Source organism: Acinetobacter sp. A2, assembly GCF_048537555.1.
Lineage (GTDB): Bacteria > Pseudomonadota > Gammaproteobacteria > Pseudomonadales > Moraxellaceae > Acinetobacter.
Window position 1 is genome coordinate 645,336 of the sequence record NZ_CP183239.1, and the last position, 20,909, is coordinate 666,244.

The 20,909-nt window shown below is 41.7% G+C and carries 22 protein-coding genes; 19 read left to right on the forward strand and 3 right to left on the reverse strand.

Features of this window, described 5'->3' with window-relative positions; genetic code table 11:
* The first annotated feature begins 135 nt into the window (after positions 1 to 135).
* The 11 genes from acnD to ACNS8M_RS03040 all read left to right on the forward strand — a co-directional run bounded on the left by acnD (position 136) and on the right by ACNS8M_RS03040 (position 9,492).
* Complete coding sequence (gene acnD / locus ACNS8M_RS02990) at positions 136 to 2,742, forward strand: Fe/S-dependent 2-methylisocitrate dehydratase AcnD (RefSeq protein WP_419225106.1); 2,607 nt, start codon at positions 136 to 138, stop codon at positions 2,740 to 2,742.
* Between the two features lie 143 nt (positions 2,743 to 2,885).
* Positions 2,886 to 3,440 carry a hypothetical protein gene (locus ACNS8M_RS02995; RefSeq protein ID WP_225543760.1) on the forward strand — a complete coding sequence of 185 codons (555 nt, stop codon included), beginning with the start codon at positions 2,886 to 2,888 and terminating at the stop codon, positions 3,438 to 3,440.
* 120 nt (positions 3,441 to 3,560) lie between these two features.
* Entirely contained in the window at positions 3,561 to 3,704 is a 144-nt protein-coding gene (locus ACNS8M_RS03000) for a zinc ribbon-containing protein (protein WP_004972403.1), read from the forward strand.
* A gap of 106 nt (positions 3,705 to 3,810) precedes the next feature.
* Positions 3,811 to 4,383: a DUF4126 domain-containing protein gene (locus ACNS8M_RS03005; protein WP_168460824.1), complete on the forward strand. Its 573-nt coding sequence runs from the start codon at positions 3,811 to 3,813 to the stop codon at positions 4,381 to 4,383.
* Between the two features lie 571 nt (positions 4,384 to 4,954).
* A complete protein-coding gene (locus tag ACNS8M_RS03010; RefSeq protein WP_168418124.1) occupies positions 4,955 to 5,206 on the forward strand; it encodes a DUF6868 family protein in 252 nt (83 codons plus the stop codon).
* A gap of 96 nt (positions 5,207 to 5,302) precedes the next feature.
* Positions 5,303 to 6,016 carry an SIMPL domain-containing protein gene (locus tag ACNS8M_RS03015; RefSeq protein ID WP_168418125.1) on the forward strand — a complete coding sequence of 238 codons (714 nt, stop codon included), beginning with the start codon at positions 5,303 to 5,305 and terminating at the stop codon, positions 6,014 to 6,016.
* A 131-nt stretch (positions 6,017 to 6,147) separates the two neighbouring features.
* On the forward strand, positions 6,148 to 6,813 hold the full coding sequence (locus ACNS8M_RS03020; protein ID WP_419225107.1) for an RluA family pseudouridine synthase: 666 nt from the start codon (positions 6,148 to 6,150) through the stop codon (positions 6,811 to 6,813).
* Positions 6,814 to 7,072: 259 nt separating this feature from the next.
* A complete protein-coding gene (locus tag ACNS8M_RS03025; RefSeq protein WP_419225108.1) occupies positions 7,073 to 8,023 on the forward strand; it encodes a DUF4041 domain-containing protein in 951 nt (316 codons plus the stop codon).
* Between the two features lie 166 nt (positions 8,024 to 8,189).
* On the forward strand, positions 8,190 to 8,567 hold the full coding sequence (locus ACNS8M_RS03030) for a ribonuclease E inhibitor RraB (protein WP_168418128.1): 378 nt from the start codon (positions 8,190 to 8,192) through the stop codon (positions 8,565 to 8,567).
* A 115-nt stretch (positions 8,568 to 8,682) separates the two neighbouring features.
* The gene (locus ACNS8M_RS03035; protein WP_419225109.1) at positions 8,683 to 9,048 is read left to right on the forward strand and encodes a DUF488 domain-containing protein; all 366 of its coding nucleotides are present in this window, start codon (positions 8,683 to 8,685) and stop codon (positions 9,046 to 9,048) included.
* A 102-nt stretch (positions 9,049 to 9,150) separates the two neighbouring features.
* Complete coding sequence (locus ACNS8M_RS03040; RefSeq protein ID WP_168418130.1) at positions 9,151 to 9,492, forward strand: zinc ribbon domain-containing protein YjdM; 342 nt, start codon at positions 9,151 to 9,153, stop codon at positions 9,490 to 9,492.
* 143 nt (positions 9,493 to 9,635) lie between these two features.
* On the opposite strand, the gene ACNS8M_RS03045 is transcribed toward ACNS8M_RS03040, so the two are convergent.
* Positions 9,636 to 10,787 (reverse strand): IS4-like element ISAbe18 family transposase, encoded by a 1,152-nt coding sequence (locus ACNS8M_RS03045; protein ID WP_005176703.1) that lies wholly within the window; start codon positions 10,785 to 10,787, stop codon positions 9,636 to 9,638.
* Between the two features lie 247 nt (positions 10,788 to 11,034).
* Between ACNS8M_RS03045 and ACNS8M_RS03050 the strand changes: the two genes are divergently transcribed.
* From ACNS8M_RS03050 to ACNS8M_RS03060, 3 genes are all read left to right on the forward strand, one after another.
* Positions 11,035 to 11,376 (forward strand): YegP family protein, encoded by a 342-nt coding sequence (locus tag ACNS8M_RS03050; protein ID WP_168418131.1) that lies wholly within the window; start codon positions 11,035 to 11,037, stop codon positions 11,374 to 11,376.
* Between the two features lie 146 nt (positions 11,377 to 11,522).
* Complete coding sequence (locus ACNS8M_RS03055) at positions 11,523 to 12,146, forward strand: DUF2939 domain-containing protein (protein ID WP_168418132.1); 624 nt, start codon at positions 11,523 to 11,525, stop codon at positions 12,144 to 12,146.
* An 86-nt stretch (positions 12,147 to 12,232) separates the two neighbouring features.
* Positions 12,233 to 13,309, forward strand: a complete 1,077-nt coding sequence (locus ACNS8M_RS03060) for a DUF1176 domain-containing protein (RefSeq protein WP_168541994.1) — start codon at positions 12,233 to 12,235, stop codon at positions 13,307 to 13,309.
* A gap of 46 nt (positions 13,310 to 13,355) precedes the next feature.
* Here the strand turns inward: ACNS8M_RS03060 and ACNS8M_RS03065 are convergent, their stop codons facing one another.
* Together ACNS8M_RS03065 and ACNS8M_RS03070 are read right to left on the reverse strand one after the other, a co-directional pair.
* On the reverse strand, positions 13,356 to 14,297 hold the full coding sequence (locus ACNS8M_RS03065) for a tRNA dihydrouridine synthase (protein ID WP_286429199.1): 942 nt from the start codon (positions 14,295 to 14,297) through the stop codon (positions 13,356 to 13,358).
* A gap of 176 nt (positions 14,298 to 14,473) precedes the next feature.
* Positions 14,474 to 15,283 carry a cytochrome C assembly family protein gene (locus tag ACNS8M_RS03070; protein ID WP_019837757.1) on the reverse strand — a complete coding sequence of 270 codons (810 nt, stop codon included), beginning with the start codon at positions 15,281 to 15,283 and terminating at the stop codon, positions 14,474 to 14,476.
* Positions 15,284 to 15,422: 139 nt separating this feature from the next.
* Here ACNS8M_RS03070 and ffh point away from each other — a divergent pair, with 139 nt between their 5' ends.
* From ffh to ACNS8M_RS03095, 5 genes are all read left to right on the forward strand, one after another.
* Positions 15,423 to 16,832, forward strand: a complete 1,410-nt coding sequence (gene ffh / locus ACNS8M_RS03075) for a signal recognition particle protein (protein ID WP_168418134.1) — start codon at positions 15,423 to 15,425, stop codon at positions 16,830 to 16,832.
* Positions 16,833 to 17,021: 189 nt separating this feature from the next.
* Complete coding sequence (gene tsaB, locus ACNS8M_RS03080) at positions 17,022 to 17,687, forward strand: tRNA (adenosine(37)-N6)-threonylcarbamoyltransferase complex dimerization subunit type 1 TsaB (protein ID WP_168460832.1); 666 nt, start codon at positions 17,022 to 17,024, stop codon at positions 17,685 to 17,687.
* 12 nt (positions 17,688 to 17,699) lie between these two features.
* Positions 17,700 to 18,524 carry an undecaprenyl-diphosphate phosphatase gene (locus ACNS8M_RS03085; RefSeq protein WP_168418136.1) on the forward strand — a complete coding sequence of 275 codons (825 nt, stop codon included), beginning with the start codon at positions 17,700 to 17,702 and terminating at the stop codon, positions 18,522 to 18,524.
* Positions 18,518 to 19,339 (forward strand): class I SAM-dependent methyltransferase, encoded by an 822-nt coding sequence (locus ACNS8M_RS03090; RefSeq protein WP_168541992.1) that lies wholly within the window; start codon positions 18,518 to 18,520, stop codon positions 19,337 to 19,339. Before ACNS8M_RS03085 ends, ACNS8M_RS03090 begins: the two co-directional genes overlap by 7 nt.
* A gap of 146 nt (positions 19,340 to 19,485) precedes the next feature.
* Entirely contained in the window at positions 19,486 to 20,895 is a 1,410-nt protein-coding gene (locus tag ACNS8M_RS03095) for a C13 family peptidase (protein WP_168418138.1), read from the forward strand.
* Positions 20,896 to 20,909: the final 14 nt, after the last annotated feature.

Genomic DNA, 20,909 nt, shown 5'->3' on the forward strand with positions numbered 1-20,909 from the left:
CACTATTTTTATATTTAAGTATATGAAATATAAAAGATTTGGGAAATGGGTTTTTGGCAGCGTACAATGCTTTCGACGGGTGGAAACAATCATCCCATAAGATGTTGAGAACAATAGAGTAAGGGCGAATACCAGATGAATAACAACTACCGCAAACCGCTGCAAGGCACTCAGCTCGATTTTTATGACGTGCGTCAAGCCGTTGAAGATATCCAGCCAGGCGCCTATGCCAAACTTCCTTATACCTCAAAAGTACTTGCAGAGCAGTTGGTGCGCCGTTGTGATCCTGCAATTTTAGAACAATCTTTAAAACAATTGATTGAACGTAAACAAGAGCATGATTTTCCGTGGTATCCAGCACGTGTGGTATGTCACGACATTCTAGGTCAAACCGCATTGGTAGATTTGGCAGGTTTGCGTGATGCGATTGCCGATCAAGGTGGTGATCCATCTAAAGTGAATCCTGTAGTGCCAACCCAGTTAATTGTCGATCACTCTTTGGCAGTGGAATATGGTGGTTTTGACCCAGATGCATTCCGTAAAAACCGTGAAGTGGAAGATCGCCGTAATGAAGACCGTTTCCACTTTATTGAATGGACTAAAACTGCGTTTGAAAATGTAGATGTAATTCCTGCGGGTAACGGCATCATGCACCAGATTAATCTGGAAAAAATGTCTCCAGTAATTCAAAACCGCGAAGGTCTGGCATTTCCAGATACCTGCGTAGGTACAGACTCACATACGCCACATACTGATGCTTTGGGTGTCATTTCTGTAGGTGTGGGTGGTTTAGAAGCTGAAAACGTAATGTTGGGCCGTGCTTCTTGGATGCGTCTGCCAGATATTATTGGTGTGGAGTTAGTCGGTCAGCGTCAGGCGGGTATTACAGCAACTGACATCGTATTGGCTTTAACTGAGTTCTTGCGTAAAGAACGTGTGGTTGGTGCTTATTTAGAATTCTTTGGTGAAGGTGCAGACAGCATGTCGGTGGGTGATCGTGCCACGATTTCCAACATGACCCCTGAATATGGTGCTACTGCAGCCATGTTCTACATCGACCAAAACACCATTGACTATTTAACCCTGACTGGTCGTGAAGCAGAGCAGGTAAAACTGGTTGAAAACTATGCCAAAGAAATTGGTCTTTGGGCATCTGATATGACTCAGGCGGAATATCCACGTGTGTTACGTTTTGATCTTTCGACGGTTACGCGTAACATTGCAGGCCCATCTAACCCGCATGCGCGTGTATCTACCGCAGACTTGAAAGAAAAAGGCATTGCAGGTGTGGTTGAGCAGCGTAGCGATGGCTTAATGCCAGATGGTGCGATCATTATTGCGGCCATTACCTCTTGTACCAATACCTCAAACCCACGTAATACCGTGGCGGCAGGTTTATTGGCACGTAAAGCCAATGAATTAGGCTTGGTGCGTAAGCCTTGGGTGAAGTCGTCATTTGCACCAGGTTCTAAAGCAGCTGCATTGTACTTGGAAGAAGCAGGCGTACTGAAAGACTTAGAAAAACTTGGCTTTGGTATTGTGGCCTATGCATGTACTACCTGTAATGGTATGTCTGGTGCATTAGATCCAGTTATTCAGCAAGAAATTATTGATCGTGATTTGTATGCGACTGCGGTGCTTTCAGGTAACCGTAACTTCGATGGTCGTATCCATCCGTATGCGAAACAAGCTTTCTTGGCATCTCCACCATTGGTTGTGGCTTATGCGATTGCGGGTACCATCCGTTTTGACATCGAAAAAGATGCATTAGGCACCGATCAAAATGGTAACCCAATTTACTTAAAAGATATTTGGCCATCTGATGCTGAAATTGATGCTTTGGTGAAAGAGTCAGTTAAACCTGAACAATTCCGCCAAGTGTATATCCCAATGTTTGATTTGGGCGAGTCTGAAAAATCCGAAAGTCCGCTATATGACTGGCGTCCACAAAGTACTTATATCCGTCGTCCGCCGTATTGGGAAGGTGCATTGGCGGCACCGCGTACTTTAGCCAATATGCGTCCTTTGGCTATTTTGGGCGATAACATCACCACAGACCATTTATCTCCATCGAACGCGATTATTTTAGATTCGGCAGCAGGTGAGTACTTGGCAAAAATGGGCTTGCCAGAAGAAGATTTCAACTCTTATGCAACGCACCGTGGTGATCACCTGACGGCACAACGTGCAACTTTGGCGAATCCAAAATTGTTTAATGAAATGGTGGTACGTTCAGACGGCACAATTAAGCAAGGTTCTAAAGCGCGTGTTGAGCCAGAAGGCGAAGTAATGCGTATGTGGGAAGCGATTGAAACCTATATGAACCGTAAACAGCCGTTAATTATTATTGCGGGTGCTGACTATGGTCAGGGTTCTAGCCGTGACTGGGCTGCAAAAGGTGTGCGTCTTGCTGGTGTGGAAGCAATTGTCGCTGAAGGTTTTGAGCGTATTCACCGTACCAACTTGGTGGGCATGGGCGTATTGCCACTTGAGTTTAAAGCGGGTGTAAACCGTAAAACTTTAGGTTTGGATGGTACAGAACTCTATAGCGTGATGGGTAATATTGCGCCACGTTCAGACTTAACTTTGGTGATTGAGCGTTCAACTGCAGACGGCAAAAATCAAATGATTGAAGTGCCTGTGACTTGCCGTTTAGATACCGAAGAAGAAGTGTCTGTATATGAAGCGGGCGGTGTATTGCAACGTTTTGCACAGGACTTCTTGGAAGGGAATGTGGCTTGATTTTTTAAAAAATTTCTCCTAACTTTTCTTGAAAAAAAGAGTTGGGAGAAATTATAAAAATTAAAAATAGACAAATATTCACCCATAAAAATAGTGATAATATATTGATATTTATCATAAAATTAAAACAGAGGAAAAGCATTATGGTTGGGCATTTAGAAAATTCAGAAATTGAATTAAAGCATATACTATTAGAATTAAATCATGGCAGAGTGAAGCATATGAGGCATTTCATAGACTCATATTACTGTTATGCAAATAATTCTATAAGTAAAAATGGAAATGCTAAATGGTCTAAATTACTTTGGAATACGAAAACATCAGAAAAAGCTAAGAAAATTTATGAGGATTTCGAGTCTAAAATAAGCCTAACTACAAACAGTAAGGATCGTAATGATTTAATCAAAAGAAGAGACAAGTTAGTTACACGAGATCACTCTATTCCTTTAAAAGTAATTTCTAAGATATTATTGGAAGAGCATTTAAAAAAGCCCTTAACTCTAGAAAGCTTACGAGAGTTATTAGATAAACAAATTTTTCATACAACTATTACAAAAGATGAAGATGCGTTACTCAGGATAAATAAATTAAATGATTGTATGCCTGCAAGTTTTTATGAAGATAATCACAGCTTATATGGCAAATGGTATGCACGTTATGTTGAAACTGGAATTGCAATAAATGATGTGCTGCTATAGTAATTAATTAGTATAGGCTTTCGCCCAATTGCCATCATCACCTGTCAAAATGGACAATAGACAATCATCACAGAATAGATATACTGGATTGACCATTTCTAAACCATACGGAGAACAAAGATGGTAACTGCAGGTGATAAACCAGGAACAGGCTTCTATTTTTGTGTCCAATGCGGGCATCGCGTTTACTTAGAAATTGGTACAGACCGTCTACCACCGTGTACCAAATGCCATGGCACCCAATATAACAACAAGGTTGCCTAAGCTACACGACAAAAACAGCTGATCCTGTTTTTAATCTAAAGCCCTATCACCCGATGGGGCTTTTTGCTATTTTAGCCATAGAAAACCACAAGCAATGAGGTACAGCATGGAAACAATTCTCGGTTTATGTGTTGGCATTGGTCTGAGTGCTGCCAGTGGCTTTCGGGTTTTCGTACCATTATTGGTTATGAGTGTTGCAGCACTGATGGGGTGGTTTGAACCCTTAAAAGGTTTTGAATGGCTGGCCATGCCTGCTGTTTGTCTAGCTTTGGCTGTAGCAACAGTCAGTGAAATAGCCGCATATTATGTGCCGTGGGTCGATAATATGCTCGACACCGTTGCCACACCTGCTGCCATGATTGCAGGAACACTCACCACTATGGCAGTAAGCAGTGGCGAAATGTCGCAATTTGCCAGTTGGGCTTCGGCAATTATTGTGGGTGGAGGTACAGCGGGTGTAGTGCAAATGAGCACGGTTGCGGTACGTGGGGTATCGACTGCAACTACAGGTGGAGTTGCGAATCCTATCGTTTCTACAGGAGAGTGGATTGGTGCAGCAGTACTTTCGGTATTGTCTTTAATTGTGCCTGTGTTAGTGGTGTTTGTGGTGGTCATTGCTTTAATTTGGGCTATTCGATGGATTCGTGGCAAAAAGAAAGTCGCAGAATCTTCGATATAAGTCTTTCAGGAGCAGTTTGAAACCATTTCATAAAATATGTGGTAATAAATTCAATATTTCTGCTTTATTTGATGGTTTAAGCGCATAAAAATTGCCTATTTGGTAAATATTTTAAAATATTGTTAAAAATGTAATAAAAAATTCAAAAAAATATAAAAATTAAATCATTTTGGGGAAACAATCCCATGCTCAAATCACTACTATATATCTCAAGGGTGTGATGGGGATCGAAAAGAGTAGATTGCTGCCAGTTGCGTACAACGCGCGTGTAGTACTTACCCAAAAGGTCTCGATTCGGCTTAGGACGCTATAGATTAAAAGTTTATAGGCTATAAGATCATGGCTTATCCAGCATGATAGTTGAAGTAAACCACAGTTGTTTTCCCTAACACCCTCAAGAATTTTCAAAACAAATAACAACTTAAAATAACAGCCATAAAATTATAAAAATCTAAATAAAATATCAGTTTAAATTTAAATCTCTTGTAAACATTCGCTACAAAACTCCCATCAAGTCACTTATCTAAATCTGCTAAATTGAGCTTGTAATCTGCATCTAAACAGGTGTGATATGAGTGTTGATTACGATTTTTGGTGTCGATTTTTACTGACTTGCGCACTGATTAATTACGCTATTTTAATGCTGTGGTTTGTGGTGTTGATATTTGCACATAACTGGCTTCGACAGTTACATGGCAAATGGTTCAAACTCACCGATTCAAGTTTTGATGCGATTCATTATGGTGGTATGGCAGTTTATAAAATAGGGGTATTGCTGTTCAATATTGCTCCGCTCATTGCGCTGTATATGATGCGACCTTAAATACCACAACAGAAATACCGCATTTTAAAGCACCTTTAAAATATAAGATGTAGTCACAGCAAGGCTGAAAGACCACAATTCAAGGAGTTTACAAACATGAATCAATTAAAACCCGCACTGATTTTAGGTGGGCTGATTTGTTTGGGAATGGTGCTGGCAGGTTGGATTTTGGGCAACAGTGCACTGAAAATTAAGCAATATGAGCGTGTGGTTTCGGTCAAAGGCTTGTCTGAGCGTGAAGTCAAAGCCAATGTGGCCGTGTGGCCCATTCGTTTTAGCGCAGCCAGTCAAGATTTGGCTGCTTTGTATGACACCATGCAAGGCCAGACTGCACAAATTCAAAACTTTTTAAAAAATGAAGGTTTTGCTGCGGAAGAAATTACCATTGCCGCACCCGTGATTACCGATAAATACGCCCAGCAATATGGTGGAGATGGTAATGTTGCCTTGCGTTATACCGCGCATCAAACCATTACGGTCTATACCAAAAGTATAGATAAAGTCCGCAGTGCACAAAGCCGTCTGGTCGATTTAGGCAAGAATGGTATTGCCTTTGGTGGTGAGGATTATGGGCAACGTACTGAATATTTATATACGCAGTTGAATGACATTAAACCTGCCATGATCGAGCAAGCTACCCAAAATGCCCGCAGTGTTGCAGAGAAATTTGCCGCAGATTCTGACAGCCGTTTGGGGAAAATCAAATCGGCCAATCAGGGCGTATTTAGCATTGAAGAGCGTGACAGCAACACCCCTTATTTGAAAAAAGTACGCGTGGTGTCTACCGTAGAATATTATTTGGCAGATTAATGTACAAACTCACTCAATCAGGAAACAGACATCATTAATCGTTTTAGCTAAGCAAGCACATTGCCCGACTGAATTGACAGCTTGGGCTGTGCTTGATATTTTGCCCGCACCGCTTTTTATGCTGTATGTTCATGGCTTTAAACGACAACTTTATTTATGCACCACCACAAGAACCTTTAGAAATTGTCTATGAAGATGATGATTTGCTGGTGATTGATAAGCCCACAGGTTTGTTGTCTGTGCCGGGACGTTTGCCTGAACATCAGGACAGTGCCTATTTAAGGGTTTTAGCTCAACATCCCAGTGCAAAAATTGCCCATCGTTTAGATATGGCGACATCCGGTATTTTAATGTTCGCCAAGCACCGTGATGCAGAAGTTGCATTAAGTAAAATGTTTCAGGCCCGAACGGTCAAAAAAAACTATATAGCTTTAATTCAGGGGCAGCTTGAGGGGCAAGGCAGTGTCGATGTGCCGTTAATTACCGACTGGGAAAACCGCCCACGGCAAATTGTGCATTTCGATTTAGGCAAGCCTGCACAAACGCTGTATCAGGCTTTGGAATATCAGGCCGATGAAGATATTACCCGTGTATTACTGACGCCAATTACAGGGCGTTCGCATCAGTTGCGGGTGCACATGCAATATATTGGTCACCCAATCACAGGCGATAAGTTATATCATCCTCAGCCGCAACAAAGTCCTTTAAAACGAATGGCGTTACATGCCAGCTATTTGGCGTTTACTCAGCCTTTGAGCCATGAAGCTGTAGAAATTCGGGCACAGCTTCCTTTTTAATCACTTTCTTTCTAACAGTCACATTTTTTTCAAATTATTGTGAAAATACTCAAAATTTGGGATAGCCTTCATCCCAAGAACTAGTTAATTTAACGCTATAACCGTAGATTTTCATTTTCCTTGCACAAAAAGGAGGTTGATTGGTTATTTTAAAATTTTTGTGTTGAGTGTTTGGGGCTGCAACTTGAGGTTGAAGTGATTTTTGCGTGAAAAACGCATCACTTGAACGGGGCAGGCCGATGGGGTGGGAGGCAAAGTTATGTTGTATATATTGGGCGCAATAATTGTAGTTCTTGTGGTGATTGTTTTTTGGCAAACATTACGCAGCCGTGAATTATCAGCAGGTATTCAATCATTACAAACTAATTTAGACCGTACCCGTACCAATTTGGCAACAGATGAGTTGGAAAGTAACGAGTTAGAGCATCAGCTCACGCTGCTTCGGGTAGAAGTAGGGAGTTTGAAAAACCGTGTGGAAAGTTTGCAGCATTATCAAGATATTTTAGATGTTGAACAATATGTGCAGGAGCGTCGCCAACAAGTTGAAATGTTTGTAGAAATGGTCAAGTCTGAAGCAGAAAACATGCGTGATCAATGCAAACAAAAAATTGAAAAAGTCAGTAATTTTTTAGTCGAACACGAACAAAAAGCCAAAGCTAAAACCCTAAAAGCAGCTCAAGAACAATTAGGTGCTTTTTATCATTTAGCAGAAGAACGTCAAAAGCTAGAGCAGGTGACTGCCGCGCTTTATCACAAAATTGAAGAGAATACCCCCGCGTTTCAATTGCCAGCACAGCAGTTACTCGATCATTTAATTGAAGACTATAGCCAGTCTGATGCAGCACAGCATTTAGTACAGGTACGTCAAAAAATTATGCAAGCGATTCAAAATAATGAAATGGCTTATTGTGCATTTGTAGATGAGCAGCGTCGTCTTTCTGCGGTAACAATACTTAGTCACGCATTTAACAGCAGAGCAGACTTATATTTAGCCCAGTTGAACCAACACAATTTAGGGGAATCTCTACAAGCGTTGCAGGATGATTTCACCTTGCTTAATCACTATGCGGCATCTTTTGGACATAGCAAAATTTTAGAATCTTACTTGGTACTTCGTCTTGAAGAGTTAAAATTTGCATCTTTAGTGATTGGCCTTAAGCAACAGGGCACTGACACCACACAGCCAGTAAAACTGGCAGCGAATGCTTAAGGATAATCTGCATCTATAAGATGCAAACTCTTTACGGCAGTCCGACTAAAGTCAGCGGCAAAATACAGAAAACTTGATCAAGTACGGCAAAATTGTGCTATGTTGAATTCACTATTTTGTCACTTGCCAGATATATATTGGCTAAAAAGATAACAAGGATATTCGCATGACACGTGACTATGAACAATTCCCAGATGATGATAACGGCAATGTACTTTGGCAAATGCATGAAGATGGGGATGACCTGACAGAGCCACATGAAATTGAGTACTCCATTGCTTTTACCACACAAGAACAAGCCGAAAAATGTGCGTTGTATTTGTTGGCAGAAGAGCAAAAAATTTCATTATTTCAAGATGAAGAATCTGATGCGGTTGAATGGATTATCACCATTTATGTGTATATGGAACCAGAGTATTCAGACATTGTAGATTTAGAACAATGGTTCACTAAAATTGCCGAAGAGCATGGCGGTGAATATGATGGTTGGGGCTGTATGGCCTACGTCTACGATGATGAAGATGAGTACGAAGACGAAGAATAAATTTGATTTTCCAAAAGCATGTGTTGATCACATGCTTTTTTAATTCTGCATGACGCATAAGGATTGGTTTTTAGTATTAAGCCTTGCAGCGTATTGTAGAGCAGAAAGAGGCAATATGGATATTGCAATTAAACGAGCCTATCTAGATGCTGTACCTACAGATGGTACACGGGTTTTAGTCGATCGTTTGTGGCCACGTGGTGTGAATAAAGCGCGTGCTCAAATTGATTGGTGGCCTAAAGAAATTACCCCCTCAACTGAATTACGCAAGTGGTATCACCAAAACCCTGAACAAAACTGGGATGAATTTCAACAGCGTTATCGGCTCGAACTGACTCAGCAGGAAGCGACCTTACAGGAACTGCTTCAACTGGCACAGCAGCAAAAAGTGACCTTAATTACCGCTGCAAAAGATGAACAGCATAATCATGTTGTGGTGTTAAAGCGTGTTTTGGAGCAATCTTTAACATCGTTAGAGTAAAAATCCATCGGATTATTCAACCATTATCCTTATGCTTTATAAGGTTTTTAAGTTTATGAATAATCAGTGAAAAATGTTATAATAAAATTTTTGAGGTTTTTTATGTCTTTGCCAAATTGCCCAAAATGCCAGTCAGAATATACTTATGAAGATGGTGACTTGCTCATTTGCCCAGAATGCTCACATGAGTGGAAAGAAGGTGATGTAACTGAAGAAGCGGCTGCAGTAATTAAAGATGCAAATGGTAATGTGTTATCAGATGGCGACACGGTAACCGTGATTAAAGACCTTAAAATTAAAGGTTCTTCTGCTGCTGTAAAAGTAGGAACAAAAGTGAAAAATATTCGTTTAATTCCAGACGCTGCCGATGGTCACGACATTGATTGTAAAATTGATGGTATGGGCGCGATGAAATTAAAATCTGAGTATGTGAAAAAAGCATAATCCGTATTAGAAATACCAAGCGCAGGCAACTTTGTAGAAGTCGCCTGCGCTTTTTTTATGCAGTGCATAAAGAAAAAGATCATTAAGTTTTGTGATATGTGACAATAAAAATGACACAGCATCCATTGCTGTCCCACAATTTTTCACAAGAGGAAGCTCATTTGAGCTTCCTCTTGTTTTATGGGTATTTTATCGGGTGAAAATAAAGCTTTTAAAGTTCTTCTTTCAAACAAATTCACTTGAATTATTCTGAGTAAACGTTGAACTGTCCAACCTGTTTTTCCTAAATGTCGAGCGAAACTCACCAATAAATAGGCGATCATCGCAATCCAGATTTGTGTCTGAATTGCGTTCCTGCTGCGGCCTAGAAACGCTTTTAATTTGAGATTCTGCTTAATCGCCTTAAAGAACAGCTCAACTTTCCAACGATCTTTATAAATCGCCGCAATGGTGGAGGCGGCTAAATGAAAGTTATTGCTGAGAAAGCTAAAGTGCTTGCCACTTTGCTGATCTCTATATTCAATTCTTCTTAACACTGGGGCTTTTCTTTTTAGGGCATGTGCGCTATTCAGCTGAATGGTTTCATCTTTTAGAATACCTTTGGATTCAAGCACTGGATGTTGCTGGATCACCTGATACACAGATTTAGGCCTAAAACGTGTGACAAATCCAATGTTTTGAGCAGTCAGATTTGCATACCATTGGTAATCGACATAGCCTTTATCAAAAACTACAATGCTGCCAGCAGGAAACTGGAATTTGCGGCCTTGTACCATGTCATTTTCTTTGCCATTTTCAACTGCAACAAACTCAGGAATATCATTGCTGTGATTCAATCCTATACTGAGTTTCATGCTGGCTTTTGAGTCGTGAACTTTGGCCCATTCACATAAGGAAAGCGACAGGTCAATATGACTGGCATCCAAGGAATACAAGGGATTCTTAAAGCGAAATTTATGAGCTACTTTTGAGTGTTCATAGTATTTAAGCAACTTGTAAAATAGCTGTTGATACAAGGCAGCAGGCTGCTGCTCATTGATTCGTGCCAGCGTGCTTCGGGGAATAGACTTTGCTCCGAGATGACTCAGCTTTTCCTGTTGGCACTCCAAATTGGATTGAATATCTCTCAGACTTTGCCTACAAGAGAATTGAGACATCAATATGGCAATAAACTGATCCCACCGGGAAGCCGCTCTAAATTTCTGTCCAACATGGTGTACTTTAGCAAGTTGTTCAAAATCCTGTCGCACAACAGGTTTAATTAGCTCATGAAATACGGTATTCTGATGTGACAAAACCTGAATCCTGGTCGTTAAAGTGTTTGTTTGCACTCATATTTTAACTGTTAGGACTCAGGTTTTTTTATTTAAAGCAAACTATGGGACAGCAGTGACACAGCATCTCTTTTAATGTTTGTACAAAAATACTACTTTTTTATTTGGCCTAAGTCCTTTATATTTTAGATGAAAAGAACAAGTTTTAATCAGGTTTAACGTAGTCATTACTTAACAACACCACTCACAAAAACAGTTGGGGGAAACTATGTCAGGATGGTTCGAAGTTTCACAAGCAAGCAATGCACAATATCGTTTTGTACTTAAAGCGGGGAATGGCGAAATAATTTTAACCAGTGAGTACTATAAAGCTAAAGCTTCGGCTTTAAATGGTATCGCTTCGGTACAAAAAAACAGTCAGGAAGATGGCCGTTATGACCGTCTGACTTCTAAAAACGATAAGCCGTATTTTAATTTAAAAGCCGCCAATCATCAGGTGATTGGTACAAGCCAGCTCTATACAACTGAGCAATCACGTGAAAAAGGCATTGAATCGGTTAAAACAAATGGTAGCAGCAGTACCATTAAAGATTTAACAGTAAGTGCTTAACCTTAAGGTTATCCTTAATTTTAAGCCTTATATAAAAAGCATGCTGCGGCATGCTTTTTTATTTTGGTGTGGATGTCATGGATAGTTCCCCAATTGACAGTATTGAGTGAAGTACTTTGAGCATTTTTGGATAGAGAAGAAGATTAATGAAAAAATTGGCGATGCGGATATTCTTGGTACTTATAGCGGTGGTGGCGGTATGGTGCGCAGGGCCATATTGGAGCCTGTATCAAATCAATCAGGCTGTGGAGCAACATCAAGCAGACCAACTTTCAAGCTATATAGATTATCCGCAAGTCAAAGCCAGTTTAAAACCACAAGTGCAGCAGCGTTTACAGCAGTTAATGGGTTTTGAGGCATCCTCTTCAGCACCAAATGTTTTGGGGCAGCTATTGACTGATCAGCTGAGCGATAAAATGCTAGATGTTTTACTGACGCCAGAAAGTATTGCTTTATTGATGCAGGGCAAAGCATGGCAGGAATCCATTCGTTTACCAGATTTATCCTTACGATTGCCGCAAACCTCCGCAGAGCAATGGACTGTGGAGCATCGGAAAACAGGATTTAGTATTTTTCCACGTGCGCATGCACAACAAGTTGAACTTGCCGAGGCTTTTAAACCGAGTCTAGATATTCGCAGTGGTTTTCATCGTTGGAACCGATTCGTGGTTAAAGTACCCACCCAATATGCAGGACTTACCGAATTTGAGCTGCAACCACGCAACTGGCGCTGGAAAGTTGTTGCGATTCGTTTAGATGTACGCGAGTAGGTGAGTACGAGGTATGGACTTTTTGAACTTTCCTCTCGATGTGTTGAAGGTCATTTGGTGAAACAAGAGCAAGCAGGAAGAATAAGATGAAAAAATTATCAGGTGGTTTGAGTGCGGGGTTGTTACTCAGTGGAGCATTGTTTAGCCCTTTGTTGATTGCAGCACCAGTAGCAAGTACAACAGCGACATCTAAAACTGCACCGATTGAAGGCTTATATTTTCAGCATCAAGACTGGGAGTTGGCTTGTGATAATACAGGCACCTGCCGTGCTGCGGGTTACCAAACTGATGACAATTTTGAGCAACCGATTAGCGTATTGCTAACGCGTAAAGCAGGTCAAAATCAGGTCATACAAGGTCAAATACAAATTCAAAATGATGTTCCTCAAGCGACACTATTTTTAAATGGACGGGCTTTGCAACAGTTACGCTTTAATGAAAATATTGCTAACTTGTCTGCTGCCAGTGTGCAAAAGCTGTTGGTGCAGGCACGTCAGTATACCGTTATTGAATTAAGGCAAGCTAAGCAACGCTGGCAATTGTCTGATGCAGGCTTAAGTGCGATATTGTTAAAAATGGATAGCTTCCAAAAGCGGGTGGGGACAACATCTGCCGTACTTGCAAAGGGTAAGCAGTCATCTTCAAAAGTGTTAGTTGCGCAGCCTATTCCGAAAATTAGTATTCGGATGCAGCCAAAATATAGAACAGCCAAAGCACAAGTGCTTACTGCGGCAAGTGCAGACAAACTGTATCCGATATTACGTCAGTCAGCAGACCGTGATAATTGTTATATGTTGTTTGAACCTGAGGAAGATCAGCATATTCGACTCTACTCGCTTAATCAGCAGCGTACTTTGGTGGAAGCAGATTGTTGGCGTGGTGCATATAATATGGGTGTGGCTTATTGGGTTATGGACAAAAAGCTGCAACATATCCATCAGTTTGTGACGGATTCAGCTTCAGAATTTAGCAATGGGCAGGTTTTTGCATATCAAAAAGGTCGTGGTATTGGAGATTGTTTTAGTCAAATTGAATGGGCGTGGAATGGTCAGCAGTTTGTGAAAAGCTATCAGTTCGATGCAGGGCAATGTAAAGGCTTTGCGGGCAGTGCGTGGGACATGCCCAATTTTGTTAGCCAAATTGAATATGCATCTGCCGATTAAAAACTAAAGTAAAAATATTAATGACTCATTCAATCGGTGCAAGTGCTTAATTCACTTGCGCTCGAGCGACTAACTTTTCCATAATTTCATCTAACTTTTTCAGTCGCTTAATGTCATCCCATAATGCTTTAGCTTCTGGATAATGTTTTGACATCATGCCAAGCCATTGTTTATAACGGCCTAGCATTCCAATTTCAGTTTTGGCAGGGCCATGAATAAAGCGAATTTGTAGTTGTAGCAAATCTTGCCAACTCAGCAAAGGTAGGTCTGAGTTTTGACGAATACATTGGGTCAAATCTGGGGTGGTGACCGCACCACGACCAATCATTAAATCTTCACAGCCCGATTCTAACTGGCATTGTTTGGCATCGGCATTATTCCAAATTTCGCCATTGGCAATGACATTTATCTTCAATGCTTCACGAATAGGGCGCAGTTGATCCCAAAAGGCAGGCGGTGTATAGCCATCGGCTTTGGTACGCGCATGCACCGTGACCCATGCTGCGCCTGCATCTTCAATGGCATGTGCATTTTCCAGCATGAAGTTCCGATCCATATAACCTAAACGCATTTTGGCGGAAACAGGTATGTGGGCAGGCACAGCATCACGCACGGCTTTGACCAGCTCATAAACCACTTCGGGTTCATCGAGTAAGACTGAACCACCCCGATGACGATTGACCGTTTTAGCAGGACAGCCAAAGTTCATATCAATCGCAGGTGCACCCATCGCCGCAACTTTAGCTGCATTGGCCGCCAACATATCAGGGTTATTTCCCAAAAATTGCACATGTACAGGCGTGCCTGCGGCAGTTTTACCGTTGGTGAGTAGTTCTGGGCAATAAGTATGATAGATATGGTCTGGTAAAATACTATCTGTGACCCGAATAAACTCTGTCACACACCAGTCAAAACTGCCTACAGACGTGAGTACATCACGCATGATGGGGTCGGTTAAGCCTTCCATGGGTGCAAGAATTAGTTTCACAGGATGCTACTAGCTCAAACAAAAGTGGAGTTATACGTTTTTTTATGGAGGATGTCTAGGCAATGGCTTGGAATTGATATGGTCTTCACAAGGACTTTAATATTTCTGTTCTCTATCTGCTCTCGGCATAAATAGATTAACTCGTTCGCTCTGATCATTGTAAAAGTGTAATCAACTCACTTCCCCAAAATCATTTCCAACACAAACTTAGAACCAATAAAACCGAGCGCCAATAAAAAGAAACCAATAATGGTAAAGCGAATCGCTTTTTGACCACGCCAACCAAACTTGTAGCGTCCAAGTAGTAATGCACCATAGACAAACCACGAAATAATACTAAACGCCGTTTTATGCGCTAAATGCTGTGCAAAGAAATGTTCTACTGTAAAGAAGCCAAAGCCTAATGCGACAGTCAGTAGGGCAAAACCTGCGATTAGCATATCAAACAGCAAAGATTCCATATCTTGCAAAGAGGGCAGTAAATTGACCCAAACTCGACGCTTTTGTTTATTTTTCAGTTCGCGGTTCTGAAACCACATTAACACCGCATGAATGGTCGCCATGAGCAATACAGCATAGGCCGCTAGCGACAAAATAATATGAATGTCTAAGCCAATCGAATTTTTGCTAATAAATAAATTATGCTGACTGAATGAAAAGCCTGCAATTAAACCCGCAGCAGCCACAGGAATACCAATCAAATTCAGTGCAATCACAGGACGGTAACTACTGAACAATAAGCTCAGCAATAACATCAGACCTGAAGTAAATGACATCAGATTAAACACGTTGTAATTGACACCCATTGGCGTCAGCATATCGTTATATAACACCGCAGCATGCAGCACTAAGCCCAAACTGAGCAGAGAACGAATAAACCAGTGATTTGGCGCACGTTTAGACATTAAATGAGAAAATAAATACCAAAAAGAGCTGGTATAAGCGATTAATGCTAAAATCGTATAAACCAAGGGGAGACTGATCATGTCAAACCTTTTTCAGGATGATGAATATTCATTTATATAAATTCGATGAGAACTACAGTATCCTATAGCATCTTGTGCATAAATTTTCTATTTTAAAGAAACATTTTTTTGCTAATGGCTATTTTAAGCGGAATTTGCAATGTTTGATACCTTAACAGAACGACTCACGCAGAGTTTAAGAAATGTTACTGGCTCAGGGCAGCTAACCGAAGACAATATTAAAGATACGTTACGTGAAGTACGTATGGCACTTCTTGAAGCCGATGTGGCGTTACCTGTAACTCGTGAATTCATCGCGAAAGTTAAGGAAGAGGCATTGGGTCAGGAAGTGATGACTCAGTTATCCCCTGGTCAGGCGTTCGTCAAAATTGTCTATGACGAACTCACAAAAATGATGGGCGAGGCCAATGAAAGCCTTGACCTAGCTGCCAAGCCACCAGTTGTAGTGTTGTTGGCAGGTTTGCAGGGTGCGGGTAAAACCACCACAGCTGCAAAATTGGCACGTTTTTTACAAGAACGTCAAAAGAAAAAAGTCGCCATGGTGTCTGCCGACGTTTACCGTCCTGCAGCGATTAAACAGCTACAAACAGTTGCTGGTGAAGTTGGTGCAATTTTCTTTGACTCGAATGCCAATGAAAACCCTGTAGATATTGCCAACCGTGCTATCGAACAGGCAAAAATTCAGTTTGCTGATGTTTTAATTGTCGATACCGCAGGTCGTTTGCATGTCGATGATGACATGATGGACGAAATTAAAGCATTACACTCAGCTATTAAACCGACTGAAACCTTGTTCGTGGTCGATGCCATGACAGGTCAGGATGCGGCAAATACAGCCAAAGCCTTTAATGATGCCTTGCCATTAACGGGCGTGATCTTGACCAAAACGGATGGTGATGCGCGTGGTGGTGCGGCACTTTCAGTACGTGCTATTACAGGTAAGCCAATTAAATTCTTGGGGATGGGTGAAAAACTTGATGCCCTAGAGCCATTCCACCCAGAACGTGTTGCACAACGTATTTTGGGCATGGGTGACGTGCTGTCTTTAGTCGAAGAAGTTGAACGTAAAATCGACAAAGAAAAAGCCGAAAAAATGGCGAAAAAACTGCAAAAAGGCGGCAGCTTCAACTTTGAAGACATGTTAATGCAGTTTGAGCAAATGAATAAAATGGGTGGCATGATGGGCTTCTTGGACAAGTTGCCTGGCATGAGTAACTCAGGTATTCAAGATGCCATTGCTCAGGCGAATCCTGAAAAGCAAGTTAAGAAAATGGAAGCGATTATCCAGTCGATGACCATTAAAGAACGCCGTAACCCAGACCTCATGAACCCAAGCCGTAAAAAACGTATTGCTGCGGGTTGTGGTATGGAGGTGGCAGAAGTGAATAAACTCATCAAGCAACATGCACAAATGGCAAAAATGATGAAAAAGTTTGCCAATCCATCAGGCATGGCAAAAATGATGCGCTCATTGGGTGGTTTGCAAAAACAATTCAGTGGTGGCGGTATGGGGCCGTTATTTGGCAATAACGACCCAACCAAAAAATAAGCCATCTGCTAGATTCACAACAACGCCCAAGCTTCTGCTTGGGCGTTGTGCTTTGAGCACTTTACATATTGGGTTAGATGTATTTTTAGAGAGGATTCAATGCGCAGATTGCGTTAAATCCTCGCGAGAATTTCTGGAGTGGAGTATCATAACGCCACTTTTTGAAATTTATTCCTTAGAAGGTTGTGCATGAAATTGCTGGCATTGGAAACTGCCAATGAGCAGTGTTCCGTTTCCATAGTAGATGAAACGCAGGAACTCTTTTTTCAGTTGGATGCGCGAGCAAAAGCACAAACGCAAACGATTTTACCCATGATTGAGCAGGGTTTTGCCCAAACACAAATCAGTACGGCAGACCTGACCGCAATTGCATTTAGCCGGGGTCCAGGTTCATTTAGCGGTGTGCGTATTAATGCGGCAGTGACTCAGGCATTGGCATGGTCGCATGATGTACCTGTGATTCCTGTATCGACCTTGCAGGCACTGGCACAGGCGGCTTATCGTCTTGAAGGTTTAAATGCAGTAACTGCGGTGCTCGATGCACGAATGAATGAAGTCTATATTGCTAGTTTTCAGTTGAATGAACAGGGCATTATGCAGGCGGTTGATCAGGAACAATTGCTGAATTATAGCGATGCTGCTAAAGCGGTACGCTTTACTTTAGTGGGTTCGGGTGCGGGTTTAATTGATCAAGAACAAATACAATACAAAGGCTTAAGTGCAACCGCGCAAGATATTGCTACTATTGCACGCGTCTATGCGCAGCAACAGCAATGGGTGAGCGCAGAACAAGCACTGCCTGTATATTTACGTGACAATGCTTGGAAAAAAATTCCAGAACAAGGCAAAGCATAATTAGGGTTATTTATGGATCTTTTACTGCTGCTCAAAGCGGCAATTATGGGTATTGTAGAGGGGATTACCGAATTTTTACCCATTTCCAGCACGGGGCATTTGATTCTTGCGGCTGAACTGATGGACTTCTGGACCAAGGAAAAAAGTGATGTGTTTGTGATTGCCATTCAAATGGGGGCAATTGCTGCAGTCATTTATGAGTACTGGACACGTCTTTGGGGCGCAGCGACAGGAATGTTTACAGGCGAAGAAAAAGGTCGTCGTCTGGGCTTTGGTCTGATTATGGCGTCTATTCCAATTATTCTGATTGGACTGACTTTTGGGCAAACTGTAAAAGAATTATTGTTTAATGATGTTGCCGTAGCCATTGGTCTGATTATTGGTGGTTTTATCATTATGTGGATTGAGAAACATCCACCACAAGTACGTGCGCATGAAGTTGAAGACCTAACTTATAGAGATGCTATCTGGATTGGTCTGATTCAGGTGTTATCGCTTATTCCAGGTACATCACGTTCAGGAGCAACCATTATTGGTGCAATGTTCTTGGGTGTTTCGCGTAAAGCCGCCACTGAATTTTCTTTCTTTTTGGGTATTCCTGTCATTATTGGCGCAGGCTTACTCGACTTGTACCAAAGCTATGATGTATTCCAAACCACAGAAGATTGGACGGTGCTCAGTTTCGGGATCATCGTATCTTTTGTATCGGCACTATTGCTAATCCGTGCCTTGGTGGCGTATGTGGCTAAGCGAGATTTTATGATTTTTGCTTGGTACCGTATTGCTTCAGGTCTGGTAATTTTATTGTTCGCATTTACAGGCTGGAAACTATGGTAAGCGGGCTTCGCTTATATACCGAAGCCGAATGGCAAGCTCAAGCACAGCATTATTCTGCTGTGCTTTTGTCTAGAGGGGTACAGGTTTGTCTAGAAGTGGTAGACAAACTGAATGCCCGTTTTTTACGTTTGCATCCTGAGCTTGCTTTATGTGTAGACGCAGACGGCTTATGGTTGTGCGCCAATGGCATGAAAATGCAGCCCGACTGGAAAGCAGAATCAGGGCGTTTAAAGCGTGCATCTTTAAAATCTGAAATGATTGCACGTGCCTGTAATTTGTCAGAAAAACCGAGTCTGATTGATGCAACGGCAGGACTTGGACACGACAGTTTGCTCATGGCACATTTGGGTGCGCAGGTCACTTTGCTGGAACGCCATCCTATTTTATTTACTTTATTAGAAGATGCTAAACGCCAAGCACAGGGGGATCCATTTTTGGCTCCCGTGGTGGCGCGAATTGATCTGGTTTTTGCAGACTCAGCCGATTATTTGCGGGACTGTGCTGCACAAGGCAAAATAGTTGATGTGGTGTATTTAGACCCAATGTTTCCACAGCGTGATCAGCATCAGCAAGCCCAGAAAAAGCAGGCGCAGGTGAAAAAACAAATGCAGTTATTGCATTTGTTGTTACCTGAACATGGTGAAATGGATTTAGGCGATCATTTACTGGGTTTGGCACAGCAAGTTGCAAAACGAGTGGTGGTAAAACGCCCACGTTTGGCGGTGTTTTTAGCGGGCCGATCAACGACCCATCAATGGCAAGGGGATGCCTGTCGCTTCGATGCTTATTTTCAGCCAAATTTGAACAATGGGTAGATTTCTACCACTAAAGCAGGGGCAAGCGGCTCAATGCTTCTATAATGTGCAAAGATTTGTTATATAGTTAAAAATGACAATTGATAATTACGACGACAAGCATAAACTTGGAGTGTGAAAACGCGAGCTGCGATTAACAGAATCCTATGATTGACTTCAAACCCTCCATTAACTTTTGGCACGATTTTAAAAGCAACCAAGCTGCGGGCGTTTGGTTATTTTTGGGTTCGCGACGCTCCTTACAAATTATTCGTCCATCTATTCCCCAACTGATTTTTTGGGGGATTCTAGGTGGTCTTGCCAATACCTTATTTAGCTGGTTAGTGGCAGGTGAAGTTGGTGAATTTAACCCGCAGGGTTTGGTCAGCTATGCCCTGTGGCCGTTTATCGCCTTAATTGTTGGAATTATTTTGTCCCAACGGGTCAATAATCCTCGTCTACTTTTGGTCCCTGCGTTGCTGTGGTTAGTGCTAGACACCCACGTTGCTTTATTACAAAGTCTGATTCAATACATGGGTATGATGGATGTCTTGCCGTATGTATTGTATGACTATTTGCCCACTATTTTCATGGTGCTGTTTGTATGGCAAAGCTTGGCCGTCGTATGGGTGTTTTCACGTGAATTGCACTGGCCGTGGTGGGAGCGTGCGCTGATTGTTTTGGCAACGTTGTTTACTTTAGTGGTCTGGCAAATGTCAGTGAAAAGTCAGCCCATTTGGAAAGTAGAAGAAGTTCCACCTAGTTTGAGCGAAGAAGCTTTTTATGCGCAAAGCCGTGTATTGAATAAGGCTTTAGAAAGTATTCAATATGGTGAATTTGCTCAATCGCACTGGTATTTTTTAGGTGTGGCAGGGGCGAGTTATCAAGATGTCTTTATGTCTGAAATTGAACGTATTCGTGAACAGTTTGATACCCGTTTTGGAACTTTTGGGCGTTCTATGGTGTTAATCAATAACCCTATGACCCGTAATGTAATCCCAATTGCCTCACAAACCAGTATTGAAATGGCGTTACGCCGTATTGGACAGCGTATGAACCGTGAAAGTGACGTACTGTTTTTATATATGACTTCACACGGTTTAAAAGATCACTTTGAAATTGAAAATGCACCGCTCGATTTAAATCAGGTCGATCCGAAATGGCTACGAGACACTTTAGATAAATCAGGTATTCGCTGGCGAGTGATTGTGATTTCTGCCTGTTATTCGGGTAGCTTTGTGTCGGCCTTGCAAGATGATAATACCTTGGTCATCACCGCTTCGGCAGCAGATCGTGAATCGTTTGGTTGCTCAAATGAAGCAGACTACACTTATTTTGGTCGTGCGTTTTTTGATCAAGCAATGCGTGAGCAGAATTCCTTTGCCAATGCCTTTAGTGAGGCCAAAGTAACTGTGGCAAAATGGGAACAGGCCCAAGGTTTTGCCCCATCAGAACCGCAGTGGTCTATGGGTAAAAATATGGAATTAATGTTGCCACAATTAGAGCAGCGTTTATTTCCACAAAGCAGTATGGCTGCAAACAGTGATACGCAAATGAATGTGCGCACTGCCGAATAAATTAAATAAAAAGT